Genomic DNA, 26,565 nt, shown 5'->3' on the forward strand with positions numbered 1-26,565 from the left:
CTTGGAGCATTCCGATGAAGTCGCTGACCTATCTCGATGGCGAATGGCATGAGGGAAATCCGTCCGTACTTGGCCCGGCAACCCTGGCGACCTGGCTCGGCGCGGTGATCTTCGACGGGGCACGCGCCTTCGAGGGCGTCGCCCCCGATCTTGACCTGCATTGCCAGCGGGCCGTCGTATCGGCCGAGAAGATGGGGATGAAGTCCCCGATCTCCGCGGCCGAGATCGAGAAGCTGGCGCTCGAGGGGATCAAGAAGTTCCCGGCCGATACCGCGCTCTATATCAAGCCCCTCATGTGGGCCGAGGACGGCTGGATCTACCCGGACCCGGAAACCACGCGCTTCATGCTGCACATTTTCGACGCGCCGCTGCCGGAGCCGAAAGGCTTTTCCGCCCATATCTCCTCGCGCCGCCGCCCGGCCCCCGACCAGGCGCCGACCGATGCCAAGGCGGCCTGCCTCTATCCGAATGCGGGCCGTGCCCTGCGCGAGGCGGCGGAAGCCGGGTTCGACAATGCGGTCATGCTGGACCCGGTCGGCAATGTCGCGGAATTCGCCACCGCGAATATCTTCATGGCCAAGGACGGCGTCGTAAAAACGCCGGTACCGAACGGCACCTTCCTCAACGGCATTACCCGCCAGCGGGTCATCAAGCTGCTGCGCGAGGATGGCGTGACCGTAGAGGAAACCAGCGTGACGCCGGCCGACCTGCGCGCGGCGGATGAGATCTGGTCTACCGGCAACCATGCCAAGGTGATGCCGGTGACCCGATTCGAGGACCGGGAAATGCAGCCGGGCCCCATCGCCACCAAGTCCCGCGAGCTTTACTGGGCCTATGCCAAGAGCGGCGTGCCGGTCTAAGACGCTTCAAACTGAGACCGGCCTACCTGCCGGTCTCAGTCCTGCGGACGGAATTTCTCGATCAGGGTGCCGACGCCCGCGGCGTCGCTGAAAATGTCGAGCTTCTCGACCTCGACCTTGACCGCACGGATCCGTCGATCGTCGAAGGCGAGATCGCAGATCCGCTCCGCGAATCCTTCCACGAGCAGCACGTGTCCCGCTTCCGCGATCATGCGGATGCGGCCGATAAAGGTCTCGTAACAGAAGACCCGGCTGTAATGGTTACCGATCCCCTCTTCCGGATAGTCGAGGGTGAGTTCGACCGAGACCTTGACCCGCTGCGGCTTCGCCTTCTCGAACTCATGCACGCCGATGAACATGTTGAGCACGAGGTCGCGAATCTTGACCGTGTAGGACGGCTGGCGCTCCGGATTCGCGGCGCTCTCGCGCACGACGTCCAGCGACGTCACGTTATCGCCGATACGGTCTCTGGCCACGGGGCAACTCCTTCAGTCTCCAACGGGTCCGAGCGCCATGGGTAGCGCATCGGGAAGCGACAGAACATCCGAAAAACGTCACATACCGGCCGCAGCCGGCCGGCGCGCGGACCCGGGACGGGAGCGATCAGGTCTTGATGTCGAAGAAATCGACCGGCTTCATCAGGCAGTTCTGCTGCTCGACCAGCCCGCCGAACTCGGCGCTTTTCTTCGTGTATTCGAGCCAGTCCGGATCGGCCCACATGGCAGCCCGCTTGGCCTCGCGGTCGCCGGCATTCTCGTAGACCCAGATATGAATGTAACTGTTCGGGTTGCCGGTCTCGGTCACCATGTAGGCAAGCGGCTGGCCAAGATGCTTGGTCTGCGGTGCCTTGCCGTATTTCTCGTAGATCTCGAGATGTTTTTTGATCGCGCCGGGACGGCAGGTATAGGTGCGCACGTCGAGCAGCATTTTTTCTCCTCCCATGAGACTATTGACGGAGCCAGCATAGGCGGAGCACGGAGCGTCCTAAAGCGCCGAATGAGAATAAGATGGCGGGCGAAGTCGGAACAGTCTCCCGTCCCGGATGTCGTCAGTCGAGACGCCGTACCCTACCCTCGACGACCGTCTTCACGCCGCCCTCGCTCTGAATGAACTCGATCACCTGGCTCGCCATCAGACGGGCCGAACTTGCATCGACCACGGGCTTGCCGTTCTTGAGAGAGGCGTATCCGTCGCCGCCGCGCGCCACGAAATCGTTGGTGGCGAGCACATAGACCTTGCCGAGATCGAGCGGCAGATCGCCGATCTTCACATCCGTGACGCGCGCACCGGCGGGTTTGCCGCCCGCATAGGCGAAGCTGATTCCGGACACATGGGGAAAACGGCCGGCGCCTTCCTCGACCTTGGAGACGCCATTCTCCAGCGCCGCCTTCAGGTCTGAGCCCTTGAGCCGCATGGTGACGGTGCGATTGCCGAAAGGCAGTTCCGTCAAGATGTCCTTGCGGGTCAACACCCGGCCCGGAATGTAGGTGGTGTCGCCACGAATTCCGCCGCCATTGGTCAGCGCCGCGTCCGCGCCGGTCGCCACACGCATCGCGTCCGCGACCAGGTTACCGAATGCGTTCTCGCCGGTGCGCACGGAGGCGCGGCGCGTATCGAGCGCCACCTCGGTCAGGCCGATATCGACCGCGAGTTCCTTGTCCAGCTCGGACTTGTAGCCGGCGACCCGCTGCGCCACTTCCGGGTCTTCCTCGACATCGATCGTATTCACCATGGAGAAGCTCGGCTGCCAAACAAGCTGTGGTCCGCTCCGGCCCTCGACCCGGTCGATCAGGATATCCATGATCCCGACGAAATTTCCCTGGCTGCCCGACTTCAGGATCGCCTGCTTGCCGTCATAGAGCACGAGGACCAGATGGTCATGGCCGCCGAGGACGATGTCGATGCCGGCGACCTGTCGCAGGGTTTCCAGATCGTTCTGATAGACCGCGTGCGTAAGCGCAATGACCAGATCGGCCCCCTGCGCGCGCAGCGCCTCCGTGATCTCCGCCGCCGCTTCCGCCAGCGGCGCGAACGCGACGTCGGGCCCGGAACTCGAAAGGCTCGGCGTATCCGTCGTGGTCAGGCCGAGCAGGCCCACCTTGTATTCGCCGGCCTCGACCAGAAGCGAACGCTCCGCCCCGGGGAAACCCGGCTCGCCCTTGTAGGAAATATTGCTCCCGAGAACCGGGTACTTCGCTTCCTTCAGGCGCTCGATCAGCACCTCGGGTCCGAAATCGAATTCGTGATTGCCGAGCACCGCGGCGTTGAAGCCGATGACGTTCGCGAGCGCGATCATATGAGCGCCCTTGTCGAAGCCCGAAAGCAGCGAGGGGGAAATCATGTCGCCGCCGAAAGTCAGCAGCACCTGCCCGCCTTCGGCCTCGACCCGATCCCGTTCGTAGCGGGCGATACTCGCTATTTTCGCGGCACCACCGGCGCGATCCTTGGCGTCGAGACGATCCCAGTCATTCACATGAACGATGGAGAGTCGCAGGGGTTCGGCAACCGCCGGAACCTCCACGAAGGCGGCAATGGCGACGACAAGCAGAAACGGAAAAACCCTACGGAGTGGAAAGGGCATGAAATTTCTCCGAATACGAACCGGGCAAGCCTAGCCGTTTTCGCGATTGATTTCACCTATACCCGTATTACCGCACGATTCTTCCGCCTAGCCGGCGCGGCGCATCCCCGCACGTCTCGCCTGCGGCGTGTCCTCGTCGAAGAGGTTGGTCAGCTGATCCATCATCGTGCCGCCGAGCTGCTCGGCATCCACGATCGTCACGGCGCGGCGATAATACCGGGTCACGTCATGCCCGATGCCGATAGCGATCAGCTCCACCGGGGAACGGTTCTCGATATAGTGGATCACCTCGCGCAGATGGCGCTCCAGATAGTTCCCCGGATTGACCGAGAGGGTCGAATCGTCGACCGGCGCGCCGTCCGAGATCACCATCAGGATGCGGCGTTCTTCCGGGCGGGCGAGCAGACGCTGGTGCGCCCAGAGCAAGGCCTCACCGTCGATATTCTCTTTCAGGATGCCTTCGCGCAGCATCAGACCGAGCGACTTCCGGGCGTGGCGCCAGGGAGCGTCCGCCGGCTTGTAGATGATGTGGCGGAGATCGTTCAGGCGCCCCGGATTAACCGGCTTGCCGCCCTGGATCCAGTTCTCCCGCGACATCCCGCCCTTCCAGGCACGCGTGGTGAAGCCGAGCACCTCGACCTTCACGCCGCAACGCTCCAGCGTCCGGGCGAGAATGTCCGCGCTCATCGCCGCAATCGAGATCGGCCGGCCACGCATGGAGCCGGAATTGTCGATCAGCAGGGTAACAACCGTGTCCCGGAAATCGGTGTCCTTCTCCATCTTGTAGGAGAGCGGGCTTTCCGGCATCACCACCACGCGGGCGAGGCGCGCGGCATCGAGGATGCCTTCCTCAAGGTCGAAATCCCAGGAACGGTTCTGCTTCGCCAGCAGCTTGCGCTGCATCCGGTTGGCGAGCCGTCCGATCATACCCTGAAGGTGGCTGAGCTGCTGGTCGAGAAGCGCGCGGAGCCGTGCCAGTTCCTCGGCATCGCAGAGCTCATCGGCCATGACGATCTCGTCATATTCGGTCGTGTAGGCGTGATACGCCTTTTGCATCCGGTTGGCGTCGTCCGCATTCTGCATTTGCGGCGGGGTGCCCGGATTGGCCGGCTGTTCGTCGCCCTCGCCGGGCTCGAAGTCGCCGTCCTCGCTGTCCTCGCCCTCGCCGGCCTCGTCGCCCGCTTCCATATCGGACGGGACCATTTCCGAGGTCGTGCTGTCATCGGCGGTACCGCGGGTGCCGCTATCGTTCAGCTCCTCGCCTTCGCCGCCGTCGTCCTCGGCCTCGCTGTCGGACTCGGATTCCTCCATCATGCCTTCGTCGCCGACCTCCAGATCGAGATCGCTGATCAACTGCCGGGACAGCTCGGCATAGGCTTCCTGATCGTCGACATGGCGAGAAAGTTCGTCCAGCGTATCGCCGATCTTCGAATTCACCCAGGGACGCCAGAGATCGACCGCATTGCGGGCGGATTCCGGCGGCGCCTCTCCAGTGATCGCCTCGCGGGCCATGAGCCGGACAACCTCGGAGAGCGCAACGTCTTCCTTTTCCGTCACGTTCTCGAGGCCCTGCTTCTGGTAGCGCTGCTCCATCACTGCTTCGAGATTACGCGCGACGCCTGACATACGCATGGAACCCAGTGCCTCGACCCGGGCCTGCTCGGCGGCATCGAAGATTTCCATGGCCGCCTGACCGCTCGGCTGCCGCCGGGCATGGGTCGCAGCGTCGTGGAAGCGCATTTTCAGTGCGAGACCGTCGGCCTCACCGCGTACCCGGGCGACATCCTCGGCGGCCAGCCCGCGCGGCGGGGAGGGCAGACGCACACGCTCGCCTGACGCACTCGCCGTGTCCGCCCCATAGGTGACCTCCAGCTCCTTCTCGTGCGCCATCGCACGCACGCAGGAAGCTGTCGCACGCTTGAAATCCTCAAGCTGATCGTCGTCCGCCGCTGATGCCATTTTCGCTCTTCCGCGCTTCCCGGCCTATTCCGCCGCGCGGATGCTGGTTTCCGGCAGATCGTCGCCGAAACAGCGCTGGTAGAACTCGGAAACCGTGCTGCGCTCGACCTCATCGCACTTGTTGAGGAAGGTCAGGCGGAAGGCGGTCGCGACATCGCCGAAGATGTTCGCGTTCTCTGCCCAGGTGATCACGGTCCGCGGCGACATGACCGTGGAAATGTCACCCGCCATGAAACCGGCCCGTGTCAGGTCCGCGAGGGAAACCATGTTGGACACCGTTTCGCGCCCTTCGGCCGTGTTGTAATCCGGCAGCTTGGCAAGAATGATGTCGACCTCGCGGTCATGCGGCAGATAGTTCAGTGTCGTGACGATGCTCCAGCGGTCCATCTGACCCTGGTTGATCTGCTGGGTGCCGTGATAGAGACCCGTGGTATCGCCGAGGCCGACCGTGTTGGCGGTCGCAAAGAGCCGGAAAAACTTGTTCGGATGGATCACCTTGTTGGTGTCCAGCAGGGTCATCTTGCCGTCTGTCTCAAGCACGCGCTGGATCACGAACATGACGTCGGCGCGGCCGGCATCGTATTCGTCGAAGACGAGGGCGACGGAATTCTGCAGCGCCCAGGGCAGGATGCCTTCGCGGAACTCGGTGACCTGCTTGCCGTCGCGCAGGACGATGGCGTCCTTGCCGATCAGGTCGATACGGCTGATATGGCTGTCGAGATTGACGCGCACGCAGGGCCAGTTGAGCCGGGCTGCAACCTGTTCGATATGGGTCGACTTGCCGGTGCCGTGATAGCCTTGGATCATGACCCGTCGGTTGTGGGCGAAACCGGCAAGAATGGCGAGCGTGGTCTGCTTGTCGAACAGATAGGTCGGATCCAGCGTCGGGACGTAGTCGCTCGGCTCGCTGAATGCCGGAACCTTCATATCGATATCGATGCCGAACGTCTCGCGGACCGAGACCTCCGTATCCGGCGCTTCGATATGGTGCGCAGGCTTGCGCTCGTAAACATGTGCTGCCGCCATGGCCTTCAATCCCAGTTGGATGCGGGGTGCTTTCCGGCGCCGGAACGTCGTCAGCGAGGTTCCCACGCGTTCAAGATAGAAACTTCTTCAAAGTCGTATAGGCCTCGTTGATGATTTTCAACCGTTCTTCAGCCTGCTTGTCGCCGCCATTCGCGTCCGGATGATGCTTTTTCACGAGCTGCTTATAACGGGCTTTCAACTCCACTTCGCTAACCGGCGGCTCCAACCCCATGATCGCGAATGCTTTTCCTTCGACAGTCTCGGCTCCGGGACGCGAAGGGCCGTTTCCCGAGGCCGGCCCCATCTCCTCGTCACCGTTGAGCGCTCCGAACGGGTCTTTGTAGTCTCCGGCAACAAACTTTCGATAGGCCGCCGCAGTTCCGAGCGGCCAGGTCGGCCGGTCCCAGGTCGTCGAGCGTCGGATTTCACGTTCCAACTCGTCCGCCGTCACACCCTCGTAGTAGTTCCACTGCTTGTTATAGGCGCGCACATGGTCAAGGCAGAACCAGTAATAGTCGTCCAGCCGGTTGCGCGATTTCGGCGCTCGGTGTTCGCCCGGCGCACGGCAGCCCGGAGCATCGCACTGGCGAACGCCGGGTTTGCCTGCGTAGCTGTCGATCTTCAGCGAGTCGCTCTGCGCCTTTCGCATACCGTGGTTTCCAAATTTCCTCTGGCCCCGCTCTTGCAAGGCGTTCGAAACTAGGGCTCGGAACCCCGCACAAATACCGGAGAGGCCGCACAGGCGACCAAAGGAGCTAAATTAATGTCCGTCACCGAGACGATCAAAGCGAAATTGACTTCCGCCTTTGCCCCGGAGCATCTCGCGGTGATCGACGATTCCCAAAGTCACCGCGGTCACGGCGGGTGGCGCGAGGGCGGCGAGACCCATTTCAACGTGGAGATCGTCTCCGATGCTTTCTCGGGCAAGTCGCGCGTAGACCGCCAGCGTATGGTGCACGAGGTGCTCGCAGAGGAACTGGCTGGCCGTGTCCACGCTTTGTCGATCAAAGCGAAAAGCCCGGCGGAGTAGATTTTCGACAATCTATGCGATGCAATCAAAGAGGGATTTCTTGAACTGCCATCGTTTTTTAGTTGCGCATAATTTGCATGCGCTGATACATCGAAGCACGTGCTCCAGAACGGAGGCACGGTTGGAATTGATTCGGATATCGGTTTGTCAACGCTCATAAGCAAGAATGTTCTGGTCGACGGTCGCCGGACCAGCATGCGGCTCGAACCGGCCATGTGGGACGCCCTCGGCCAGATCGCGGCCCGCGAGAACCTTACCATTCACCAGATTTGCGGGATCGTGAACGGACACAGGGTCGATACGTCCCTAACCTCAGCGACTCGCGTCTTCATTCTCGGTTACTTCCGGGTCCTGGCGGAAAATCTTGAGCGGGAACCGTCGGGCGGCCAGGACAACTCGATCATTCACCGGGTTTTCCGGCAGACCGCGGAATTCCGAAGCGCACCGCAACAGGGCCGCTACGCCGGTTCCTTGTAAAAATCCGGCCAGATTTCCTTTACGACCGGACTGGTCTCCCCGAACGCGTGGCAGGAATTGAGCAGCGGGGGCGTCCCCTTGTGCTCCGGCTCCTCTTCCCCGCGCTCCCGTCTGAGACGCGACCTTTCGCCATACAGGGTCTGATAAGCCGTCGTCGCCATCGGCCAGAGCAGCTCGACAAGATGCGTGCAGCCTTCGGCCCCGCCGAGCGCCGCGAGAACCTTCTTGCGCCAGCCCGGCCCGATGCGCACGCCTTTCAGGCGCTGGAAATTTCCGGTGATGGCAGGGCAAATACCGAATGGTCCGGCGTCCGTCACCGCCTCGACCCTGTGGATCGTCAAATCCTCGTCTACCGTGAGGCGGATCGACATGTCGTGGATCGGCTCGCCCGGTTTGATGCCGCCCCGGAACTTGTTCGGAACCTCGTAGGTTTTCACGTCCGTGATGTGGCCTTCGATATCGAGCAGGCCGTCATCCCGACGGAAACCCTCACAGGTCACGCGTCGCGTGTGAACTTTCCGGCGCGCGGCCGGATCAGACAGGGGCATGGAACTCTCCGGAACGATATTGCTTTGCAGCAAAAATCTTCCCGGGCCGCCCGCAAGTCAATTCCCTGCTGACCGATCAGGGAAGGCCGGCCATCCCGGACCCGGAAATGAACGCCTCGCGTTCCAGCACCGCCTCCTCGAGATCCTCGCGTACAGCGGCGTAGATATCGCGTATGGACACCATGCCAATGATCTTGCCGTTCTCTTCGACGGGTAGATGCCGAAATCCGCCCTCCTGCATGCGCTGCAACGCGTCCATCACCGAGGCCTTGGGGCCGATGGTTTCCGGATTGGCGGTCATGATCTGTGAAATTTTCGTGCCGGCTGCCGGGAGTTCCTCCGCCACCAGACGGCCCGCGATATCGCGTTCGGAGAGAATGCCGACCAACTTTCCGTCATCCAGAATGAGCAGCGCGCCGATCCGGCGGCTTGTCATCAGTTTTGAGGCCGCAAGTACCGTATCGCCCGGGCCGAGCGAGGAGAGATCCTGCTTGTCGACCACGTCGGGCACGATGTGTCTGGACATGGCATTCTCCCTGATAGGTTATTTTTTTCTATCGGGATCATACCAAATCAAGAGCCGTCTGGTAGCTGCGACGTTTCAGCCTTCTCTTTTTCCTCCTCCGCGCGGGTTTCTGGGGAGACCCGCAGGAGAGTGATCTGATTCCGGTGACGACGCAGAATCTTGAAACGGAAACCGTGGAAGACGAATTCCTGCGATACGTTCGGAATCGTTCTCGCCTCGTGCAGCACCAGGCCGGCAACCGTGGAAGCCTCTTCGTCCGGAAGGTTCCAGTCGAACTCGCGGTTCAGGTCCCGCAGGGTGACCGTACCGTCGATAACGTAGGATCCGTCCGGCTGCGGGCGTACGCCGGCCACTGCCACGTCATGCTCGTCGCTGATGTCGCCGACGATCTCCTCGATGATGTCCTCGAGGGTCACGATCCCCTGGAACGCGCCATACTCGTCGATCACCAGGGCGAAATGCTCCCGGCGCGCGCGGAACGCCTGCAATTGATCGAGCAGCGTGGTCGATGAGGGAATGAACCAGGGATCGGAGGCGATCTCGCGGATATCGAGCGTCTCAAGCGCCTCGCCGTCGAGGCCCTTGACCGCGCGCAGCACCGCCTTCGCGTGAACGACGCCCACGATCTCCTCGTGGTCGCCCTTGAAAAGCGGCAGGCGGGTATACGGGCTCTTCATGATCTGCGAGATGAGGTCGTCCAGCGAGTCGTCCGCATCCAGCATCTCGACCCGGCGGCGGTGGGTCATGATTTCCTCGACCCAGACCTCGCTCAGATCGAGGATCGAGCGCAGCATGGCCCGCTCCTCGCGGACCTCTTCTTCGTCGAGCTCCACCATATGACCATGCAGCTCGATCAGGCCGCGCAGCTCCTCCTCCTGCTCCGAATGACCGAACTCCTCGGAAATCCGGACGCCGAAGAGCGAAAGGATCGCGCGGACGATCGCGCGGACGACCTTGGCGATCGGGCTGAAAACGAATACGACCAGCGATACCGCCGGCGCGACCGCAAGCGCCACCCGGTCCGAGTTATTGAGCGCGTAGGTCTTCGGCAAGACTTCGGCGAAAACCACAACGACCACAGTCATCACCAGCGTGGCGTAAGCGACTCCTGTCTCCCCGAAGAAATGCAGGAAGACCGTGGTCGCGAGCACGGAGCTCAGGATGTTGGTGATATTGTTGCCGATCAGGATCGCCCCGATCATGGTCTCGCTATGTTCCCGCAATGCGAGAACGCGACCGGCCCGGCTCTCCCCTTTGCGGTCGAGCTGGTGCATCCGGGCGTAGGAAGCCCCGGTCAGCGCCGTCTCGGAGCCGGAAAAAAAGGCCGAGAACACGATCAGCAACAGGATACTGCCAACCGTCAGCAGCAATTCGGCGTCCATCGTCCGCGTCTACTCCCTGACCTCAAGCGCCGGCCGTCGCCGACAGGTCTTCCTCAAGCATGGACCGGACTATGTCCGGCGCGACTTCGTCGCTGGTGAAGGCGTCGCCGATCGCGCGCGCCAGCACGAAACGGATGTTCCCGTCCCGCGCTTTCTTGTCCCGCCGCATGGACGCGAGAAGCTCGTCCGCCTGCCATTTCGAAGCGCCCGGAATATCCGCGACCCGGGCCATCAGCCCCATGGCGGACAGATGGCTTCGCGCACGCTCTGCCTCCTGCCCCATGCAGAACCCGAGACGGCGCGAGAGTTCCAACGCCTGTACCATTCCGACGGACACCGCCTCACCATGCAGCAACGTGCCGTCATAACCCGCCGCCGCCTCCAGCGCATGGCCGAAGGTATGGCCGAAATTGAGCAACTCGCGGAGACCCGCCTCCCGCTCGTCGGCAGCGACCACCGCGGCCTTCGCCTTGCAGCTCTCGACGACCGCGGTGATGCGTGCGGCCTCGTCGCCGGCAATCAGGTCCGCTCCGTGCCGCTCAAGCCACTCGAAGAAGCCGGCGTCTCGGATCAGGCCGTATTTGACGACCTCCGCATATCCCGCCAAAACCTCGCGCCTCGGTAAAGTATCGAGGGTTCCCGTGTCGGCCAGGACCAGACGCGGCTGATGGAATGCGCCAACCAGATTCTTCCCCTGCGCCGTGTTGATCCCGGTCTTGCCGCCGACGGAGCTGTCGACCTGCGCCAGAAGCGTCGTCGGGATCTGGATGAAATCGAGGCCGCGCAGAACCGACGCCGCACAGAAACCGGCAAGATCTCCCACCACGCCGCCGCCGAGCGCAACGACAGCGGTGCGCCGGTCGACGCCCTCTTCCAGCATCCGGGTCACGACATGTTCGTAGTCGGCGAAACTCTTCGAACCTTCGCCCGGCGGCACCGCGATCACCGTTGCCGCGATCCCGGAGGCGCGGAGTGAAAGGGTCAGCGGATCGAGCCAATGGCCCGAAACGGTCGAGTCGGTAATCACGAATACCTTGTTACCGCGGAGAACCGGCCCGATTTCGGCGCCCGCATTCTCGATCAGGTGCGGTCCGACACGGATGTCGTAGCTGCGTTCGCCGAGCGCTACCGGGACCGTCTGGGTCGTCGTCATCGTTCTATCCTGTTCCAGGGAAAGGCGCGCGGCCGCATTCTCATTCGGCGGGAACGGCCTCGGACGCACCGTCGAGATACGCCATCAGCACCTCGTAAGCCTTGTCCACCGTCATCTCGATAGGTCCGCGCCGGGATTCGACTTCCAGATCCGCGAGCGCATAGACCGGATAGCGCTCTTCCATCAGCTTCTCAAGTACCGCACGCGGGTTCTGCTTCGCCAGCAACGGCCTGCCTTGACGCCGGCTCACACGTTCAAAGAGCACGTCGAGATCTGCCTTGAGCCAGAGTGAAACCGCATGAGCGGCGATGGCCTCGCGGGTATCTTCCGCCATGAAGGCGCCACCGCCGGTCGCCAGCACGACGGGCGGGCCGTCCAGGATACGCTGGATCACCCGGCGTTCGCCGCGGCGGAACTCCTCTTCGCCGAATCGCTCGAAAAACTCGGGAATCGTGCAGCCGGCGGCGTTCTCGATCTCCCTGTCCGCGTCGACGAACGGCAGCTCGAGTTTCTGAGCGAGACGCCGCCCGACGCTGCTCTTGCCCGCGCCCATCAGACCGACGAGCACGATGCTTTTCGCATGTATTTCCGGGGAATGCGCCAGATCGGATTGGATCACCATGGGAAGCAGGCCGCGGCACCGGACGGCAAGCGGAATTCGCTTACGAACATCTCCGGTACCCCTCTACACCTCTCCCTCGTTGAACTCGCTCAATGCGGCCGGTATGCTGCCGCAAACGCGTCATAATCCGCCGGTAGCATAACTTTCCAGATATGGCGTTGCAAACGCCTTGGGAAAGGCGCGCGCGGGCCGGCCGGACCGGTGTCGCGTGAAACCGGTAATTCATGGGTCCGCGGCATGAAATTGACGCTCTGGGTCGTTGTCGTCATCGCACTGTTTTTTGGTGGTGGCTTCGCTTTCCTTTCCACTTGGGACATTCCGGCTCCAACCAGCCAGATCGAACAGGTTATCCCGAATGATCAGTTCCCGCGCTGACCGCTCCGAACGGAGGTCATGCGCGGCCCGTCTGTCGGCGGCGCTCCTCCTGGTCTCAGTCTTCGCGGGCGGGGAGGCGCACGCGCAAGGCGCACCGAAGCCCCTGCTTCCGGCACTTGGCGCCCCGAATCCGCTATTGGCGCCGGCCGAGCCTGCCACACCCACCGAAACGCCTACCGGCCAACCGGCTGCGACGGCAGATGGGGTATCCGGCACGGAAGACCTCAAGCAGGGAATTACGGTCGACTCGCTCGAAGCAGTCTCCGTCGAGACTGTCGGCACGATCGGCGCGGAGGATGCCGCCCTTCCGGCGAGCATGTGGAACGGCACGCCGCGCTCCGCGATCCGCCGCATGTTGACCCTGACCGGGGAGACACCGGCGAACGCGACCCTGCGCGAACTGCTGTTACGCATCCTCCTCAGTCCGGCTGCGGTCCCCGAGGCGGACGACCCCGCCGACAAAGGCACGATCGTCAAAGCACGCATCGACGCGCTTGAGCGGATCGGAGCATGGGACGATTACACGCGGCTGATCGATCTCGCCCCTGCCGCTGATACGCCGACTGCGGTATCGGTCCTGCCGCCCGCGCTCAGGGCGCGTCTTAAGACCGATGCCGGTTTTCTGACAGGCGATACCGAAACCAGCTGTCTCATCGCCGGCGAAGCGATGCTTGCGCTACCGGAAGACCGCTACTGGCAGAAGGCCGGCACCTTCTGCCAGGCGTTAGCGGATGAGTGGGAGAGTGTGGAGTTCAATCTCCGACTGATGCTTGAGTTGGGCGAGGAGGATACCCGCTTCGTCGAACTGATGCGGGCCGTCAGCGGAACCGCCTCTCAGCTGCCGCAGATGCCGGAAGCGGCTCAGCTTCGTCCGCTCGACATCGCCATGATGCGGGTCGCCGGCGTCGCTCCCGCGATGCCAGATGCGGATGGCGTGCCCCCCGCCCTGATTCCGGTGCTGATCGGATTCGAGAGCATCAGCTTCGAGGACCGCCTCCGCCTTGCGGAGCGGGGCGAGCGACTCGGCCTTGTGGACCGCAGCCAGCTCGTCTCCCTCTATGAGCTGGTGGAGGTAGACGCCTCGCAGATGGACAACGCGCTCACCGTGGCCGCTGCAGATCCAAGCGCAAACGGACGTGCCTTGCTCTATCGCGCGACGGCGGCCCAGACACTTCCGCTCGCGCGGGCGCAGGCGATCCAGCAGGCCCTCAAGCTCGCCAGACGTGACCGACTCTACGCCCAGACCGCGCGGCTCTACGCCCCCCTGATCCAGGACATTCCGACAACGTCACCGCATTCATGGTTCGCCGCGGACGCGGCCGCCGCCTACATCGCGGCGGGCATGACGGACGCCGCCGACCCCTGGCTGGCGCTCGCCGAACGGGAAGCCCGACTCGGCCCGGAACATGCCGAGGCCTGGCGCGATGCTGTCATCATGGCGCGCCTTGCTGTCGGCGAGAATGTGCCGCTCGACGACGGGTTCCTGAAGGACTGGTGGCAAGGCACACGCAACGGCGCGCCGGAAGACGCTCCGGCCAGGGCGACCCTTCTGTTCGGCCTCCTGGAGGCCACCGGCGCGGAGACGCCGGGCACGGTCTGGCGCGGCCTCGTCGACCGGGCACGGCCTGAGGACCGGAAATCACCTCCGGCAGCACTGGCGCTGGCACAGCAAGCCGCCGCTAGCGCCGGCCGCCTCGGCGAGGGTGCGCTGCTGACCGTGCTTTCGCTTTCCGGCGCGGAACTGTCCGAGTTCGCCCCGGCTCACTTGACTGCCAGCGTGCGCGCACTTTGGGATCTCGGACTGGAGCAGGACGCCAACCGTCTCGCTCTCGATATCTACCTGGCCTCGGCTCCTGCTTCCGCGGCCAAATCCGCGGGCGAATGACACATGAGCGGTGACGCCGCGCTCGTCGAGCGTTTCCTTGAGATGCTGCTTGCCGAGCGCGGCGCTTCGGTCAATACGATCGAGGCCTATCGCCGCGATCTCACGGACTTTGCGACATCTCTCCGGGCCCGAAAGCGCAGCCTCGAGAGTGCCGGCAGCGACGATATCCGGACCTATCTTTCCGAGCTTGAGGCCGCCGGGATGGCCCCCCGCACCGCGGCGCGCCGGCTCTCGGCAATCCGGCAGCTCTACCGTTTCCTCTTCAGCGAAGGCGATCGCACAGACGATCCGTCGACCGTGATCGACAGCCCCCGGCAGGGCCGGCCCCTGCCGAAAATCCTGAGCGAGGACGATGTCGATCTTCTGCTCGCCTCCGCCCGCGGCAAAGGGGAGCCGGAGGGACTCCGCCTTACCTGCCTGCTCGAAATTCTCTATGCGAGCGGCCTCCGCGTCTCCGAGCTCGTCGCCCTGCCGCTCGCCGCAGTGGCCCGCGATCCACGGGTCCTGATCGTGCGGGGCAAGGGCGGCAAGGAGCGGATGGTGCCGCTGACCGAGGCGGCACGGGAAGCGATCATCGCCTACAAGAATGTCCGCCAGAGCTTTCTTCCGGAGGGCGCGACCTCGCCTTTTCTCTTTCCCTCACGCAGCAGCGAGGGTCATCTGACCCGGCGCCGCATGGGGCAATTGCTCAAAGAGCTGGCAATCGAGTGCGGATTGCGTCCGGGCTCCGTTTCGCCCCACGTCCTGCGCCATGCCTTCGCAACCCACCTGCTCGATCATGGCGCCGATCTGCGCAGCGTGCAGCAGATGCTCGGGCACGCCGACATCTCCACCACGCAGATCTACACCCACGTCCTTGCCGAGCGGCTGAAGACCCTCGTAACCGAACACCACCCCCTGGCAAAAGGCATGGCAAAGGCCTGACCGGGAACGGCAATCCAGCCGTTGTATCGTATGGCGCGGGCGAGTATGGTTCCGCGCTTCCCAACTCAGTGATCCGACCGATATGCGCGTCTTTCTGGATTTCGAAAAGCCGATCGCCGACCTTGAAGGCAAGATCGAGGAACTGCGGCACCTCTCTTCCGAGGGCGATATCAATATTGCCGAAGAGGTCAGCAAGCTGCAGGGCAAGGTCGAGCGGCAGCTCCGGCAGTCCTACCAGAAACTGACGCCCTGGCAGAAAGTCCAGGTCGCGCGCCATCCGGACCGCCCTCATTTCAAGCAGGTCCTGGCCCACCTGGTGGAGGATTTCACCCCGCTCGCCGGCGACCGCTCGTTCGGCGAGGACGAAGCCATCATCGGCGGCATCGGCCGGTTCCGCGGATATTCCGCCGTCATCATCGGCAACGAGAAGGGCGGCACCACCGAAGAACGCATCAAGCATAACTTCGGCATGGCGAAACCCGAGGGCTACCGCAAGGCGCGCCGCCTGATGGAAATGGCCGACCGCTTCAAACTTCCGGTCCTCACCTTCGTCGACACGGCGGGCGCCTATCCCGGCGTCGGCGCGGAAGAGCGCGGTCAGGCGGAAGCGATCGCGAAATCCATCGAGGCCTGCCTCTCGCTGCAGGTGCCGATCATCGCCTCCATCGTCGGCGAAGGGGGGTCCGGCGGCGCCGTGGCGCTGGCGGCGGCCGACCGGGTGCTGATGTTCGAGCATGCGATCTATTCCGTCATCTCGCCGGAAGGCTGCGCCTCGATCCTCTGGCGCAGCGGCGAGCACGCCCAGGATGCCGCCGAGGCCCTGAAGCTCACTGCACAAGACCTGAAAAAACTTGGTGTGATCGACGAGATCGTCCCGGAACCGCTCGGCGCCGCGCACCGGGATTCGGACACCGCACTCTCCTCTCTCGGCGATGCGGTCGAGGCTTCGTTGCGTGGCCTTATCGGAACCGAGGGTGGAAAGCTGAAGGCCGACCGGCGGCGTAAATTCCTCGAAATCGGCAAGAAAGGCCTTGCCTGAGGCACCTTGCCGCGCCGCGCAAAAGTTGATGTGACGCCTGTCCTTTTTCGCGCTAGGTGAGTGCGGACCTCGTCCGGCACAGAACGGTCGAGAGCAGATCCGAGGGACCTCAGAATGCTCGGCTACCGCACGTTCTTCATCGCAATTCTTCTCGCCGCGCTCGCCGGCGGCGGTTACTGGTATACCCATCAGGAGAACGGTCTGCCCGACGGGTTCGCACGCGGCAATGGCCGCCTGGAGACCGAACGGGTCGACATCGCGAGCAAGTTCTCCGGCCGGATCAGCGAGCTGCTGGTTACCGAGGGCGAGATGGTCGCGGCCGGTCAGGTCGTCGCGCGGCTGGACGCAACCGAGATCACAGCCCAACTCCGCGAGGCGGAGGCGGCGGTGGTCCAAGCGCAGGAAGCATTGAACGAAGCGCTTGCGCTGCAGTCCCAGCGCGAGAGCGAACTGGTCCTCGCGGATCAGGAAATGCACCGCGCGGAAACCCTCGGAGAGAAGGGTTTCGCCAGCGGCGAGACTTTGGACCGGCGGCGCAGCGAGCGCGCGACGGCAGCCGCCGCCCTCGCGTCAGCGAAAGCCGGGATCGCCCGCGCCCGTGCCGCGATCGAAGCGCGCAAGGCCACGGTCGAGCGCATCAAAGCCGACCTCACGGAATTCGAGATCGCCGCGCCGATCGCAGGCCGGGTCCAGTACCGGCTCGCCGAACCCGGCGAAATCGTGAGTGCCGGCGGCAAGATCGTGACCATGCTGGATCTGAAGCGGGTCTATATGACGATCTACCTGCCGACCCGGGATGCGGGCCGAATCGCCTATGGCGCCGAAGCCCGGCTCATCTTCGATGCGGCGCCGCAATATGTCATTCCGGCCCGGGTCACCTTCGTTGCCGCCGAGGCCCAGTTCACGCCGCGCTACGTCGAGACGGAAAGCGAGCGCGACAAGCTGATGTTCCGGGTGAAGGTCTCGATCCCAGCGGAGATCCTCGATGGCTACGAGCGTATCGTGAAGGGTGGACTACCTGGCATCGCCGTCGTCAGGACCGTGGAGGATCTGCCCTGGCCCGATGAATATGCCGTCAACCTGCCGCCCCGCGATGCCTGATCGGGCCATGCCCGATGGCGGCACGGCCATCCGCCTTGCCGGCATCGGCCACCGCTATGGGCGGACCGACGCGCTTCGCAATATCGACCTCACAATCGTGCCCGGCAGCGCCGTTGCCGTCATCGGCCCGGACGGGGTTGGCAAATCAACCTTGCTCGCGTTGATCTCCGGCACCAAACGGATCCAGTCCGGCACGGTTGAGGCTTTCGACGGCGATCTCCGCCGGAGCGACCACCGGCGCCGAATTTGCGGACGCATCGCCTACATGCCGCAAGGCCTCGGCAAGAACCTCTATCCCACCCTTTCGGTCGCCGAGAACCTGGATTTTTTCGCCCGGCTCTACGACCAGGGAGCGCTTGAGCGGCGCTTACGTGCGGACGAACTCCTCCACGCGACCGGACTGGCGCCGTTCCGCGACCGGCCGGCGGAGAAGCTTTCGGGCGGCATGAAACAGAAACTCGCGCTGTGCTGCGCCCTCGTGCACGATCCCGATCTGCTGATCCTCGACGAGCCGACCACCGGCGTCGACCCGCTATCCCGGCGCCAGTTCTGGGAACTGATCGATCGCATCCGCGCCCGCCGTCCCTGGATGACGGTTATCACCGCGACGGCTTACATGTCCGAGGCCGAGCGCTTCGAACGGCTGATCGCCATGCATGATGGAGAGATCCTGGCGGACGGCACGGCAAGCGAAATAAAAAGGCGCACCGGCACGGAAGATCTGGAAGACGCTTTTCTGGCGCTGCTCCCGGATGCCGTCGGAAAGGCGCGGTTTCACCCCCGGACGAAGCCAGAGCGAGGTGCGGCCTCGGACAGCCCCGCCATCGAGGCCGAAGGTCTTGTCATGCGTTTCGGTGATTTCATCGCCGTCGATCATGTCGATTTCCGCATCGAGCAGGGGGAGATCTTCGGTTTCCTCGGCTCTAACGGCTGCGGCAAGACGACAACGATGAAGATGCTGACCGGCTTGCTGACACCGACCGAGGGGGAGGCCCGGATCTTCGGCAAGCGGATGAATGGCGGCGGTATGGAGATGCGCCGCCGGGTCGGGTACATGTCCCAATCCTTCTCGCTCTATTCCGAACTGAGCGTCGGGCAAAACCTGGACCTCCATGCCGGCCTGTTCCGGATCGAAGGCGCCGAAAAACGCGCGCGCCTCCGGGAACTGACCGAGCGCTTCGAGCTCGCCGACGTGATGGACATGCGTCCGGACGATCTGCCTCTCGGCATCCGCCAGCGCTTGCAGCTCGCGGTCGCGGTTCTGCACAAACCGGAAATGCTGATCCTCGACGAGCCGACCAGCGGCGTCGACCCGGTCGCCCGGGACGGTTTCTGGAACCTGCTGACGGAGCTTTCCCGGGACGAGGGCGTCACGATCTTCATCTCCACCCATTTTATGAACGAGGCCGAGCGTTGCGACCGGATCTCGCTCATGCATGCGGGCCGCGTGCTGGCAATGGGCGAGCCCGATGCGCTGGTGGCGGAGTCAGGTCGCCGGAACCTCGAGGAAACCTTCATCGCGCACCTTGAGACGGCCGGTGAGGACGAGCCCGCCCCCGTCGCCTCTCCGGCGCTCGACGGCAAGGCGGCTCCCGTCGGCGCACCCGCCTGGTTCTCGCCTGCGCGGCTTTGGGCCGTCGCCCGGCGCGAGAGCTTCGAGCTGGTGCGCGATCCGATCCGCCTCGCCTTTGCCCTGCTCGGTCCGATCATCCTGATGCTGGCCATGGGCTACGGCATCACCTTCGACGTCGAGAACATGCGCTATGCCGCGTTCGACCAGGACCGCAGCCGGGAAAGCCGGATGCTGCTGCGTCAGTTCGAAGGCTCACTCTATTTCTCGACCGCGCCGGAGCTGACGAGCATGACGGCGCTGGAGCGGCGCATGCAGCGCGGCGAAATCGGCCTTGCGCTGGTCATTCCGCCCGGGTTCGGACGCGACCTCGCCGCCGGGCACCGGCCGGAGCTCTCCGCTTGGCTCGACGGCGCCAATACCAGCCGCGCGGAGACGACGCGGGGCTATGTGGAAGGCGCCTTTCAGTCCTTCCTCGCCGAACTTTCCAGAGAAGACGGAGCGACGAAGACAGATTCGGCGCTAGCCGGGATCGAGACCCGCTTCCGCTACAACCAGGGCTTCACCTCTCTTGAAGCGATTCCGCCGGGCATCCTCATGATGATCATGATCATGATCCCCTCGATGCTGACCGCGCTCGGCGTCGTGCGGGAGAAGGAGCTCGGTTCGATCACGAATCTGCACGCGGCACCAGCCACGCGCTTCGAGTTCCTGGCAGGCAAGCAACTGCCCTATGTCGCAATCGCGCTCGTCAGCTTCCTGACCATGCTGGCCATCATGATCCTGCTGTTCGGCCTCTCGCCGAAGGCCAGTTTTCCGCTCCTGTTTCTCGGTGCGGCGCTCTATGCAACAGCGGCGACGGGCTTCGGTCTTCTGGTCTCGACCGTCGTGACATCCCAGGTTGCCGCGATCTTCGCCACCGCAATCATCGTTCTGATCCCGACGATCAATTTCTCCGGCATGCTGCACCCCGTCGCCACCCTCGACGAGACCGGGCGGACGATCGGGCGCTCCTTTCCCGGCGCCTATTTCCAGGAAATCAGCGCGGGGGTCTTCAGCAAGGGCCTACCGGTCGCCGATCTCGCACCGAATCTCGGCGCGCTCGCCCTCTTCTGCCTCGTCTATTGGGCGCTGTCCTCGGCCGCCCTGCCGAAACAGGCGCGGTAGGGCCCATGCGCGCGCTGCTCATCATCCTCAGGCTCGGGATCAAGGAGATCTATAGTCTCGCCCGCGACCCGGTGCTGATGGGGCTGATCGTCTATACCTTCAGTGTCAGCGTCTACATGGTCGCGGACGGGGTCGAGACGGAGCTTCGAAATGCCGCCGTGGCGATCGTGGATGAGGACGACTCGGCGCTTTCCCACCGCCTGCGCGACGCTTTCCTGCCGCCCTACTTCAAGCCGCCGGCCACCCTTGGCATAGGCGAGGTCGACCGTGCCCTCGACCGCGGGCTCTACACCTTCGTGGTCGACATTCCGGCCGATTTCGAGGCCGACATACAGCGCGGGCGGGAGCCCGTCATTCAGCTCAACGTCGACGCCACCGCGATGTCCATCGCCGGCAACGGCGCCGGATACATTTCCGAGATCCTGACCGCCGAGATCTCAAAGTTCATGTCCCGCGCCGAACCGGAGGCGGCATTGCCCGCCAGTCTCAAGGTCCGAGTGAAATACAATCCGAACCTCGAGGCCGTGCGGTTCAACGCGGTGATGGAGGTGGTCAACAATATCGTCATCATGGCGATCATCCTGACCGGCGCGGCGGTGATCCGGGAGCGCGAGCACGGCACCATAGAGCACCTGCTGGTCATGCCGGTGAGCGCCGCGGAGATCATGATCTCGAAGATCTGGGCAAACGGCCTCGTAATCCTCGCGGCCGTCCTTCTGTCGCTTGAATTCGTCGTCCGGCGCGGGCTCGGTGTGCCGCTCTATGGCTCAATGGAACTGTTTGCCCTCGGGGCCTGCATGTTCCTCTTCTCGGTGACGGCGCTCGGCATCATGCTCGCGACCTTCACCCATTCGATGCCGCAATTCGCCCTGCTCTGCATTCCGGTTTTCGTGGTGATGAACCTTCTCTCCGGGGGCCAGACACCGCTCGAGAGCATGCCGGAGTTCCTGCAGACGGTGATGCAGGTCTCGCCGTCGGCGCACTTCATCCGGTTTTCGCAAGCCGTAATCTACCGGGATGCGTCGCTGGACATCGTCTGGCCCGAACTGGCGCTGATGTTGCTGATCGGCACGGTGTTTTTCGTTTTTGCTTTCCTGCGCTTCCGGGCTTCCATGGCGGCTCGCTAGACCGCAGGGCGTTTACTCCCCGGCCTCACGCATGGCCGCGCCATAAAGGTTCGGGCCCGCGAAGTCGCGGTCGTGGGTCAGCGACGGCACCTTTCCGCGGGCCTCGTCCACCAGCGCCAGATCGATCTCGGCGGTGATCACGCCCGGCTCCTCGCCCGCGTCCGCCAATACCTCGCCCCAGGGCGCGACGATGATGGAGTGACCGTAGGTCTGGCGGCCCTTGGCATGGGTACCGCACTGCGCGGCGGAGATCACGAAGGCGCCATTCTCGATCGCCCGGGCGCGCTGCAGCACATGCCAGTGCGCCTCGCCCGTCACCTTGGTGAACGCGGCCGGCGCGAACAGCACCTTGGCACCCGCCTTCGCGAGCGCGCGGTAGAGATAGGGGAAGCGGATATCGTAACAGATCGTCAGCCCGAAGGTGCCCCACGGCGTCTCGGCGAGCACGCCTTCCTCGCCAGGCTTGTAGGAGGCCGACTCGCGGTAGGTCTGGCCGTCGCCGACCTGCACGTCGAACATGTGGATCTTGGTATAGCGCGCGGCGATGGACCCGTCCGGCGCGATCAGGAAGCTGCGGTTCGCCAGCCGCTCGTCGTCCGTCAGCTTGACCGAAAGCGAGCCGGCATGTAGCCAGACGCCGAGTTCCGCGGCGAGGCCGCGGAAGGCGATCAGCACCTCGTGCTCCTCCTCCACCTTCGCCTTGGCGCGGGCGGCCGGCTTGTCCGGCTCGAACATGCCGACGATTTCCGGGGTGGTGATGAAGTCGGCGCCGCGCGCCTTCGCCTCGCGGATCATCGGCGAGACCTCGGCGATATTCACCTCCGGATCCGGCTTCGAATTGGTCTGCACGCAGGCAACGGTGAATTTGGTCATCGGTCTGTCCCCGGTCGGCGTTTCGGCAGGCTTATGCGGCGAGCATTTCGTCGAGCTTACCACTCGCGTCCAGCGCCGCCAATTCGTCAGAGCCGCCGATCCCGACACCGTCGATGAAGATCTGCGGCACCGTGTGACGACCCTCGGCGCGCTCCTGCATGGCCGCGCGCTTGGAGCTGCTCATGGTGACGTCGATCTCTGTAAAGGCGACGTCCTTGCTCTCCAGCAGCTTCTTCGCGCGCACGCAGAAGGGGCAGAACATGGTGGTGTAGATCTCGACCTCGGCCATTGAGGCAACTCCCTTGGATTCCTTACTGCCCGTCAGATGGGTGCGGTACGCCCGCGAATCCAGCATGTCGTCCCTCGCAGCGCAAGAGCCCCTAAAGAACGCGTGCAAGGGTCAGAAGATCGACGCGCGCCGCGCCGGCCTTCCGGCACGCCCGGATACAGGCATCGGCGGTCGCGCCGGAGGTCCAGACATCGTCGACCAGAAGCAGGTTGCGTCCCGCCAGCCGCTGCCGCCGGGAGTGGCGGACCGCGAAGGCCGCGCGAACATTCTCGCGCCGGGCCAATCTGCCCAGCCCGCCCTGGCTGGGCGTCGAGCGGACACGCTCAAGCGAAAGAGCGTCCCAGCGGAGCCCGGTAATCCGCGCGAGAGCGGCTGCGAGCCCGGCCGACTGGTTGAAACCCCGGCGGATCCGGCGCCAGGGATGCAACGGCACCGGCAGGATGACCGGTGCGTCATGTAACAGCTCGCCTCCGGCAGCTGCCATCCAGCACGCGAAGAGCCGGGCCAGACTCTCATCTCCACCATGCTTGAAACTGAGGACCAGTTCCCGGCTTGCATCGTCATATGCCAGCGCAGCACGCGCGCTCCCGAAGAGTGGCCGGCTGGCGATGCAGGCGCCGCAGAGCGCGTCCGCGCCGACATCGTATTCGAACGGCAGACCGCAGCAGGCGCACCAGGGCGGGCCGAGGAAGGTCAGGGAGGACCAGCAGGCGGCACAGAGCGCATCGTCCGCAACCACCAGCGCACCGCATTTCTTGCAGCGCGGCGGCAGAACGAGATCGAACAATCTTCGTCCGGTCTGCAAGGATAGGGATCCGATCGAACCGATCACGCCGCCGCCGCGCCTTTCGAAGTCCGGCCGCTCGCGCGTCCGGTCACCAGTCAAGCCGGGTCCGGCCCGGCTTTGGAGCCATGCGCGGGACAGAGACATTTCCCGGAACCGCGCGATGGCCTATATCAGCGCCATGATGGATCAGATGCTCGTCTTCGACCGCCGCCAGGTCCGGCGCAACCGGGATCGCGCCGCGGCGGATTTCCCAGCGCACGATTTCCTCAAGCGGGAAGTCACCGAGCGCGTCGTCGACCGGATGCGCGACATTCAGCGGCGCTTTCCCCGCCTGCTCGACCTCGGCAGCCATGACGGATCGTTGCGGCAAAGCCTCGATCCCGAGCTCGGCGCCGAATGGGTCGTCAGCCTCGACCCGTCGGAACGGTTCGCCACCCTGGCCTCCGCTTCGGGACCATCGGTCGCCGCAGAGGAAGAGTTCCTGCCATTCGCGCCGGCGAGTTTCGATGCCGTTATCAGCTGTCTCTCGCTTCACTGGGTCAACGATCTGCCGGGCGCTCTGCTCCAGGCGCGCCAGTGCCTGAAGCCGGACGGACTGTTCCTCGGCGCGATGCTCGGCGGCGAAACCCTGCACGAACTTCGCGCGGTGCTGACGGAGGCGGAGACCGAGGTGCTCGGCGGCGCCGGCCCCCGGGTCTCTCCCTTCGCGGAGCTGCAGGACGCGGCCGGACTGATGCAGCGGGCGGGTTTCGCCCTGCCCGTTGCCGACAGCGACCTGCTGACGGTCACCTACGCGAACGCTTTCCTGCTGATGCATGAGCTTCGGGGCATGGGCGAGGGCAACGCGATCACCGCGCGGCGCAAAGGCACGACGCCGAAAGCCGTTTTCATGCGCGCGGCCGAAATCTACCATGAGCGCCATGCAGGCCCGGACGGACGGATTCCTGCGAGTTTCCAGGTGCTCTATCTCACCGGCTGGGCGCCGCATGCCTCGCAGCAGCAGCCGCTCCGCCCCGGCAGTGCCGCACATCGGCTGGCCGACGCGCTGGGCGGAACGGAACAGCCCGCGGGCGATCCCGCCGCGCCCGGGCGCAAGCCACACTAAAAGCCGATATCGGTCCCCGGCAGCGCGATCTGGCGGGAAGTCAGTCCGTCGGTACCGCTGATGGAGCAATCGAGGTCGCGGATCCGGCCGTCCTCGAGGCCGTAAGCCCAGCCGTGCAGTTGCAGCGATTTTCCGGCCGCCCAGGTTGCCTGCACGATCGGCGTCCGTCCGAGAGTCTGAACCTGCGAGCGGACATTCAGTTCGCAGAGTTTCTTGTGTCGCTCTTCCGGATCCGCGCAGCCCTCTAGTTCACTCGCGTAGCGCTCCGCAACATCCCGGATCGGCTGCAGCCAGTGATCTACGATGCCATGCATCTTGCCGTCGACCGCCGCGTAGACACCGCCGCAGCCGTAATGGCCGCAGACGATGACATGCTTCACACCGAGCACCTCGATGGCGAATTCCAAGACCGAGAGCATGTTGAGGTCGCCCGGATGCACCAGGTTCGCGACATTGCGGTGCACGAAGACCTCGCCCGGCGCCAGGCCGGTGATGACGTTCGCCGGCACCCGGCTGTCGGAACAGCCGATCCAGAGATATTCCGGCGCCTGCAGGCCGGAAAGCTTCTCGAAATAGGCGGGGTCCTCGCGCAGCTTTCCCTCGGCCCACGCGACATTGTGTTGCAGCAGACTGGACAAATCCGGCACCGACACCCCCACTCCATTCCGACCAAGTCCGGATGGGTATAGGGCGTCGGCAAAAAAACCGAAAGAGAAAGCGCGGCCTACCGAGCGAGACCAGCTTCCGTCAGGTAAGCGGCCGCCTCCAGAATGCGGCTATGGTCACGGATTTCGATGATCAGACGCGGGTTCGAGGTCAGCGCGGAGAGCGCGCGGAACACCGACGGCCAGCGGATCGTACCCTCGCCCATCACCCAGTGCCTGTCGGCATAGCCGTCGGCATCCTGCAGATGGATATGCTCAAGCATGTCGCCGGCGGCAGCGACGTAGTAATCCACCGGCGGCGCGCCGGTGGAACCGTGAGCGTAGTGTGCGTGGCCGGTATCGATCGAAACCCGCACCCTTTCGCTGTTGAAAGACTCCGCCAGGCGCACGCGCCAGCTCGGATCGACATCCTCGATGTTCTCGATCACCAGGGTAACCCCGACCTTCTCCGCTCGCGCGACGACATTGTCCAGCGTGGCATGAACCCGGGCGAACGCCTCGTCCAGATACCCGGCCTTGTTGCCGACATTGTTGTAATCCCAGGTGGTGAAAGGACTGTGCACGACCATCTGCGTGGCGCCTATTTCCTCGCAGACATCGAGCCCCTGCATCATCCGCTTCCGCACCACCTGGCGCACATCGGGATCCTCGGTGCCGATGGTGAAGCCCCAGAACGGCCCGTGAATGCCGAGCCGCCCTTTGTGCCCAACGAGCTGTTTGCCGATCTCGGCGGCGACCGGCTTCCAGTTCCCGTTCAGCAGGTCGGCCTTGAAAAAGTCCTGGATCTCCAGGTCGCGCTGTCCGTCGATCAGCCAGTCCCGGTATGTTGCCAGCATGCGGGTGGGCATCGCGGCGCCCAGAGTTGGCAGGGACGTTGAGGCGGTATCGTTCATGGGATCGGCTCCGGGTCGCAAAAGAGGCTGGACTGTGACGGTCGGGAGTTTGCCGCCGGTGCGGCCGCCGGAACAAAGAAATTTTAGAGACAGCACATCAAGCAACTTCTACGATACTTTCGAGGGAACGGCGCCATGCATCGGAGAATGCGATGCCGATAGAAATCAACTACACGCGTTCAGGCATTTACCGGAAGTTCTCGGGTCATATCGATTTCGTCGACATCTTTCAGGCGAATGGAAAGGTATGGAGCCATCCTGAATGGGGCGGCTTCGAATACATGATCGACGATCTGCGTGATATCTCGACGACAAGCTTCTCCAGAAACGACGCCGATGTCACCGGCCGCATGCATATCCCGGCCGGGGCCACCAATCCGGGCCTCAAGGTCGCGGCGATATGTACTGACGCCCGAATTCTTTCCCTTCTGGAAGTCTTCGAGACACTTTTGGAGAAAGCCGGTTGGGAATTCAAAGTATGCGCAACGCCTGAAGAGGCTTTCGGATGGGCCGGATCCGAGCACCGAGAAAATAACGCGACCGGCCGGTAGCTCTTGCAGAAAAGCCGGTAAACCGAAGGCGGGCAGCCACCTGAACTCTG

Annotated in this window: 28 protein-coding genes; 12 read left to right on the forward strand and 16 right to left on the reverse strand. The window is 63.9% G+C overall.

Going from position 1 to position 26,565, the window contains the following annotated elements; translation table 11 throughout:
- Nucleotides 1-14: 14 nt before the first annotated feature.
- Entirely contained in the window at nucleotides 15-860 is an 846-nt protein-coding gene (locus tag NUH88_RS08195) for a branched-chain amino acid aminotransferase (protein WP_257771302.1), read from the forward strand.
- Nucleotides 861-895: 35 nt separating this feature from the next.
- Here the strand turns inward: NUH88_RS08195 and NUH88_RS08200 are convergent, their stop codons facing one another.
- From NUH88_RS08200 to NUH88_RS08225, 6 genes are all read right to left on the reverse strand, one after another.
- A complete protein-coding gene (locus NUH88_RS08200) occupies nucleotides 896-1,336 on the reverse strand; it encodes a dihydroneopterin aldolase (RefSeq protein WP_257771303.1) in 441 nt (146 codons plus the stop codon).
- Between the two features lie 127 nt (nucleotides 1,337-1,463).
- Nucleotides 1,464-1,787 carry an NIPSNAP family protein gene (locus NUH88_RS08205; protein ID WP_257771304.1) on the reverse strand — a complete coding sequence of 108 codons (324 nt, stop codon included), beginning with the start codon at nucleotides 1,785-1,787 and terminating at the stop codon, nucleotides 1,464-1,466.
- 121 nt (nucleotides 1,788-1,908) lie between these two features.
- Nucleotides 1,909-3,441, reverse strand: coding sequence for a bifunctional metallophosphatase/5'-nucleotidase (locus tag NUH88_RS08210; RefSeq protein ID WP_257771305.1), 1,533 nt, complete (start codon nucleotides 3,439-3,441; stop codon nucleotides 1,909-1,911).
- A gap of 87 nt (nucleotides 3,442-3,528) precedes the next feature.
- Nucleotides 3,529-5,400: a cobaltochelatase subunit CobT gene (gene cobT / locus NUH88_RS08215; protein WP_257771307.1), complete on the reverse strand. Its 1,872-nt coding sequence runs from the start codon at nucleotides 5,398-5,400 to the stop codon at nucleotides 3,529-3,531.
- Nucleotides 5,401-5,424: 24 nt separating this feature from the next.
- Nucleotides 5,425-6,426: a cobaltochelatase subunit CobS gene (gene cobS / locus NUH88_RS08220; RefSeq protein ID WP_257771309.1), complete on the reverse strand. Its 1,002-nt coding sequence runs from the start codon at nucleotides 6,424-6,426 to the stop codon at nucleotides 5,425-5,427.
- A gap of 70 nt (nucleotides 6,427-6,496) precedes the next feature.
- A complete protein-coding gene (locus NUH88_RS08225) occupies nucleotides 6,497-7,075 on the reverse strand; it encodes a J domain-containing protein (RefSeq protein WP_257771310.1) in 579 nt (192 codons plus the stop codon).
- Between the two features lie 114 nt (nucleotides 7,076-7,189).
- On the opposite strand from NUH88_RS08225, the gene NUH88_RS08230 reads away from it, so the two are divergent.
- Both NUH88_RS08230 and NUH88_RS08235 read left to right on the forward strand, forming a co-directional pair.
- The gene (locus NUH88_RS08230) at nucleotides 7,190-7,456 is read left to right on the forward strand and encodes a BolA family protein (RefSeq protein WP_257771312.1); all 267 of its coding nucleotides are present in this window, start codon (nucleotides 7,190-7,192) and stop codon (nucleotides 7,454-7,456) included.
- A 144-nt stretch (nucleotides 7,457-7,600) separates the two neighbouring features.
- Nucleotides 7,601-7,933, forward strand: coding sequence for a ribbon-helix-helix domain-containing protein (locus NUH88_RS08235; RefSeq protein ID WP_257771314.1), 333 nt, complete (start codon nucleotides 7,601-7,603; stop codon nucleotides 7,931-7,933).
- Here NUH88_RS08235 and NUH88_RS08240 read toward each other — a convergent pair.
- The 5 genes from NUH88_RS08240 to NUH88_RS08260 form a co-directional block, all read right to left on the reverse strand.
- Entirely contained in the window at nucleotides 7,915-8,481 is a 567-nt protein-coding gene (locus NUH88_RS08240; RefSeq protein ID WP_257771315.1) for a DUF2889 domain-containing protein, read from the reverse strand. The two genes, NUH88_RS08235 and NUH88_RS08240, sit on opposite strands and share 19 nt — an antisense overlap.
- Before the next feature lie 76 nt (nucleotides 8,482-8,557).
- Nucleotides 8,558-9,007: a CBS domain-containing protein gene (locus NUH88_RS08245; protein ID WP_257771316.1), complete on the reverse strand. Its 450-nt coding sequence runs from the start codon at nucleotides 9,005-9,007 to the stop codon at nucleotides 8,558-8,560.
- A gap of 47 nt (nucleotides 9,008-9,054) precedes the next feature.
- Nucleotides 9,055-10,389: an HlyC/CorC family transporter gene (locus tag NUH88_RS08250; protein WP_257771318.1), complete on the reverse strand. Its 1,335-nt coding sequence runs from the start codon at nucleotides 10,387-10,389 to the stop codon at nucleotides 9,055-9,057.
- Nucleotides 10,390-10,411: 22 nt separating this feature from the next.
- Nucleotides 10,412-11,542 carry a 3-dehydroquinate synthase gene (gene aroB, locus NUH88_RS08255; RefSeq protein WP_257771319.1) on the reverse strand — a complete coding sequence of 377 codons (1,131 nt, stop codon included), beginning with the start codon at nucleotides 11,540-11,542 and terminating at the stop codon, nucleotides 10,412-10,414.
- A 40-nt stretch (nucleotides 11,543-11,582) separates the two neighbouring features.
- Nucleotides 11,583-12,164: a shikimate kinase gene (locus NUH88_RS08260; RefSeq protein WP_257771320.1), complete on the reverse strand. Its 582-nt coding sequence runs from the start codon at nucleotides 12,162-12,164 to the stop codon at nucleotides 11,583-11,585.
- A gap of 237 nt (nucleotides 12,165-12,401) precedes the next feature.
- Here NUH88_RS08260 and NUH88_RS08265 point away from each other — a divergent pair, with 237 nt between their 5' ends.
- The 7 genes from NUH88_RS08265 to NUH88_RS08295 all read left to right on the forward strand — a co-directional run bounded on the left by NUH88_RS08265 (nucleotide 12,402) and on the right by NUH88_RS08295 (nucleotide 21,352).
- A complete protein-coding gene (locus tag NUH88_RS08265; RefSeq protein ID WP_257771321.1) occupies nucleotides 12,402-12,539 on the forward strand; it encodes a hypothetical protein in 138 nt (45 codons plus the stop codon).
- Nucleotides 12,520-14,424: a hypothetical protein gene (locus NUH88_RS08270; RefSeq protein ID WP_257771323.1), complete on the forward strand. Its 1,905-nt coding sequence runs from the start codon at nucleotides 12,520-12,522 to the stop codon at nucleotides 14,422-14,424. The genes NUH88_RS08265 and NUH88_RS08270 overlap by 20 nt, the downstream gene beginning before the upstream one ends.
- Before the next feature lie 3 nt (nucleotides 14,425-14,427).
- Complete coding sequence (gene xerD, locus NUH88_RS08275) at nucleotides 14,428-15,348, forward strand: site-specific tyrosine recombinase XerD (RefSeq protein ID WP_257771324.1); 921 nt, start codon at nucleotides 14,428-14,430, stop codon at nucleotides 15,346-15,348.
- An 82-nt stretch (nucleotides 15,349-15,430) separates the two neighbouring features.
- Nucleotides 15,431-16,387 (forward strand): acetyl-CoA carboxylase carboxyltransferase subunit alpha, encoded by a 957-nt coding sequence (locus tag NUH88_RS08280; RefSeq protein WP_257771325.1) that lies wholly within the window; start codon nucleotides 15,431-15,433, stop codon nucleotides 16,385-16,387.
- 114 nt (nucleotides 16,388-16,501) lie between these two features.
- Complete coding sequence (locus NUH88_RS08285; RefSeq protein WP_257771327.1) at nucleotides 16,502-17,488, forward strand: HlyD family secretion protein; 987 nt, start codon at nucleotides 16,502-16,504, stop codon at nucleotides 17,486-17,488.
- Nucleotides 17,457-20,225, forward strand: coding sequence for a ribosome-associated ATPase/putative transporter RbbA (gene rbbA / locus NUH88_RS08290; protein ID WP_444329692.1), 2,769 nt, complete (start codon nucleotides 17,457-17,459; stop codon nucleotides 20,223-20,225). The genes NUH88_RS08285 and rbbA overlap by 32 nt, the downstream gene beginning before the upstream one ends.
- Before the next feature lie 5 nt (nucleotides 20,226-20,230).
- Nucleotides 20,231-21,352, forward strand: coding sequence for an ABC transporter permease (locus tag NUH88_RS08295; RefSeq protein WP_257771331.1), 1,122 nt, complete (start codon nucleotides 20,231-20,233; stop codon nucleotides 21,350-21,352).
- 12 nt (nucleotides 21,353-21,364) lie between these two features.
- On the opposite strand, the gene NUH88_RS08300 is transcribed toward NUH88_RS08295, so the two are convergent.
- The 3 genes from NUH88_RS08300 to NUH88_RS08310 are packed head-to-tail and all read right to left on the reverse strand — an operon-like array spanning nucleotide 21,365 to nucleotide 23,400.
- Nucleotides 21,365-22,225 (reverse strand): carbon-nitrogen hydrolase family protein, encoded by an 861-nt coding sequence (locus NUH88_RS08300; RefSeq protein ID WP_257771332.1) that lies wholly within the window; start codon nucleotides 22,223-22,225, stop codon nucleotides 21,365-21,367.
- A 31-nt stretch (nucleotides 22,226-22,256) separates the two neighbouring features.
- Nucleotides 22,257-22,580, reverse strand: coding sequence for a glutaredoxin 3 (grxC, locus tag NUH88_RS08305; protein WP_308220092.1), 324 nt, complete (start codon nucleotides 22,578-22,580; stop codon nucleotides 22,257-22,259).
- A gap of 25 nt (nucleotides 22,581-22,605) precedes the next feature.
- The gene (locus NUH88_RS08310) at nucleotides 22,606-23,400 is read right to left on the reverse strand and encodes a ComFC family protein (RefSeq protein ID WP_257771333.1); all 795 of its coding nucleotides are present in this window, start codon (nucleotides 23,398-23,400) and stop codon (nucleotides 22,606-22,608) included.
- 61 nt (nucleotides 23,401-23,461) lie between these two features.
- On the opposite strand from NUH88_RS08310, the gene NUH88_RS08315 reads away from it, so the two are divergent.
- Nucleotides 23,462-24,406: a methyltransferase domain-containing protein gene (locus NUH88_RS08315; RefSeq protein ID WP_257771335.1), complete on the forward strand. Its 945-nt coding sequence runs from the start codon at nucleotides 23,462-23,464 to the stop codon at nucleotides 24,404-24,406.
- On the opposite strand, the gene NUH88_RS08320 is transcribed toward NUH88_RS08315, so the two are convergent.
- Together NUH88_RS08320 and NUH88_RS08325 are read right to left on the reverse strand one after the other, a co-directional pair.
- Nucleotides 24,403-25,053, reverse strand: coding sequence for a carbonic anhydrase (locus NUH88_RS08320; RefSeq protein WP_257772167.1), 651 nt, complete (start codon nucleotides 25,051-25,053; stop codon nucleotides 24,403-24,405). The two genes, NUH88_RS08315 and NUH88_RS08320, sit on opposite strands and share 4 nt — an antisense overlap.
- A gap of 77 nt (nucleotides 25,054-25,130) precedes the next feature.
- Entirely contained in the window at nucleotides 25,131-25,964 is an 834-nt protein-coding gene (locus tag NUH88_RS08325) for a sugar phosphate isomerase/epimerase family protein (RefSeq protein ID WP_257771337.1), read from the reverse strand.
- Between the two features lie 281 nt (nucleotides 25,965-26,245).
- Here NUH88_RS08325 and NUH88_RS08330 point away from each other — a divergent pair, with 281 nt between their 5' ends.
- Entirely contained in the window at nucleotides 26,246-26,515 is a 270-nt protein-coding gene (locus tag NUH88_RS08330) for a hypothetical protein (RefSeq protein WP_257771339.1), read from the forward strand.
- Nucleotides 26,516-26,565: the final 50 nt, after the last annotated feature.

The sequence above is a fragment of the Nisaea acidiphila genome, assembly GCF_024662015.1.
GTDB classification, from domain to species: domain Bacteria; phylum Pseudomonadota; class Alphaproteobacteria; order Thalassobaculales; family Thalassobaculaceae; genus Nisaea; species Nisaea acidiphila.

Excerpts from the sequence above, each read along its gene's own strand:
- NUH88_RS08195 (WP_257771302.1), top strand. The coding sequence starts at position 15 with ATGAAGTCGCTGACCTATCTCGATGGCGAATGGCATGAGGGAAATCCG.
- NUH88_RS08205 (WP_257771304.1), bottom strand. The coding sequence starts at position 1,787 with ATGCTGCTCGACGTGCGCACCTATACCTGCCGTCCCGGCGCGATCAAA.
- NUH88_RS08210 (WP_257771305.1), bottom strand. The coding sequence starts at position 3,441 with ATGCCCTTTCCACTCCGTAGGGTTTTTCCGTTTCTGCTTGTCGTCGCC.
- cobT (WP_257771307.1), bottom strand. The coding sequence starts at position 5,400 with ATGGCATCAGCGGCGGACGACGATCAGCTTGAGGATTTCAAGCGTGCG.
- cobS (WP_257771309.1), bottom strand. The coding sequence starts at position 6,426 with ATGGCGGCAGCACATGTTTACGAGCGCAAGCCTGCGCACCATATCGAA.
- NUH88_RS08225 (WP_257771310.1), bottom strand. The coding sequence starts at position 7,075 with ATGCGAAAGGCGCAGAGCGACTCGCTGAAGATCGACAGCTACGCAGGC.
- NUH88_RS08230 (WP_257771312.1), top strand. The coding sequence starts at position 7,190 with ATGTCCGTCACCGAGACGATCAAAGCGAAATTGACTTCCGCCTTTGCC.
- NUH88_RS08240 (WP_257771315.1), bottom strand. The coding sequence starts at position 8,481 with ATGCCCCTGTCTGATCCGGCCGCGCGCCGGAAAGTTCACACGCGACGC.
- NUH88_RS08245 (WP_257771316.1), bottom strand. The coding sequence starts at position 9,007 with ATGTCCAGACACATCGTGCCCGACGTGGTCGACAAGCAGGATCTCTCC.
- NUH88_RS08250 (WP_257771318.1), bottom strand. The coding sequence starts at position 10,389 with ATGGACGCCGAATTGCTGCTGACGGTTGGCAGTATCCTGTTGCTGATC.
- aroB (WP_257771319.1), bottom strand. The coding sequence starts at position 11,542 with ATGACGACGACCCAGACGGTCCCGGTAGCGCTCGGCGAACGCAGCTAC.
- NUH88_RS08260 (WP_257771320.1), bottom strand. The coding sequence starts at position 12,164 with ATGGTGATCCAATCCGATCTGGCGCATTCCCCGGAAATACATGCGAAA.
- NUH88_RS08265 (WP_257771321.1), top strand. The coding sequence starts at position 12,402 with ATGAAATTGACGCTCTGGGTCGTTGTCGTCATCGCACTGTTTTTTGGT.
- NUH88_RS08270 (WP_257771323.1), top strand. The coding sequence starts at position 12,520 with ATGATCAGTTCCCGCGCTGACCGCTCCGAACGGAGGTCATGCGCGGCC.
- xerD (WP_257771324.1), top strand. The coding sequence starts at position 14,428 with ATGAGCGGTGACGCCGCGCTCGTCGAGCGTTTCCTTGAGATGCTGCTT.
- NUH88_RS08280 (WP_257771325.1), top strand. The coding sequence starts at position 15,431 with ATGCGCGTCTTTCTGGATTTCGAAAAGCCGATCGCCGACCTTGAAGGC.
- NUH88_RS08285 (WP_257771327.1), top strand. The coding sequence starts at position 16,502 with ATGCTCGGCTACCGCACGTTCTTCATCGCAATTCTTCTCGCCGCGCTC.
- rbbA (WP_444329692.1), top strand. The coding sequence starts at position 17,457 with ATGCCGTCAACCTGCCGCCCCGCGATGCCTGATCGGGCCATGCCCGAT.
- NUH88_RS08295 (WP_257771331.1), top strand. The coding sequence starts at position 20,231 with ATGCGCGCGCTGCTCATCATCCTCAGGCTCGGGATCAAGGAGATCTAT.
- NUH88_RS08300 (WP_257771332.1), bottom strand. The coding sequence starts at position 22,225 with ATGACCAAATTCACCGTTGCCTGCGTGCAGACCAATTCGAAGCCGGAT.
- grxC (WP_308220092.1), bottom strand. The coding sequence starts at position 22,580 with ATGCTGGATTCGCGGGCGTACCGCACCCATCTGACGGGCAGTAAGGAA.
- NUH88_RS08315 (WP_257771335.1), top strand. The coding sequence starts at position 23,462 with ATGGCCTATATCAGCGCCATGATGGATCAGATGCTCGTCTTCGACCGC.
- NUH88_RS08325 (WP_257771337.1), bottom strand. The coding sequence starts at position 25,964 with ATGAACGATACCGCCTCAACGTCCCTGCCAACTCTGGGCGCCGCGATG.
- NUH88_RS08330 (WP_257771339.1), top strand. The coding sequence starts at position 26,246 with ATGATCGACGATCTGCGTGATATCTCGACGACAAGCTTCTCCAGAAAC.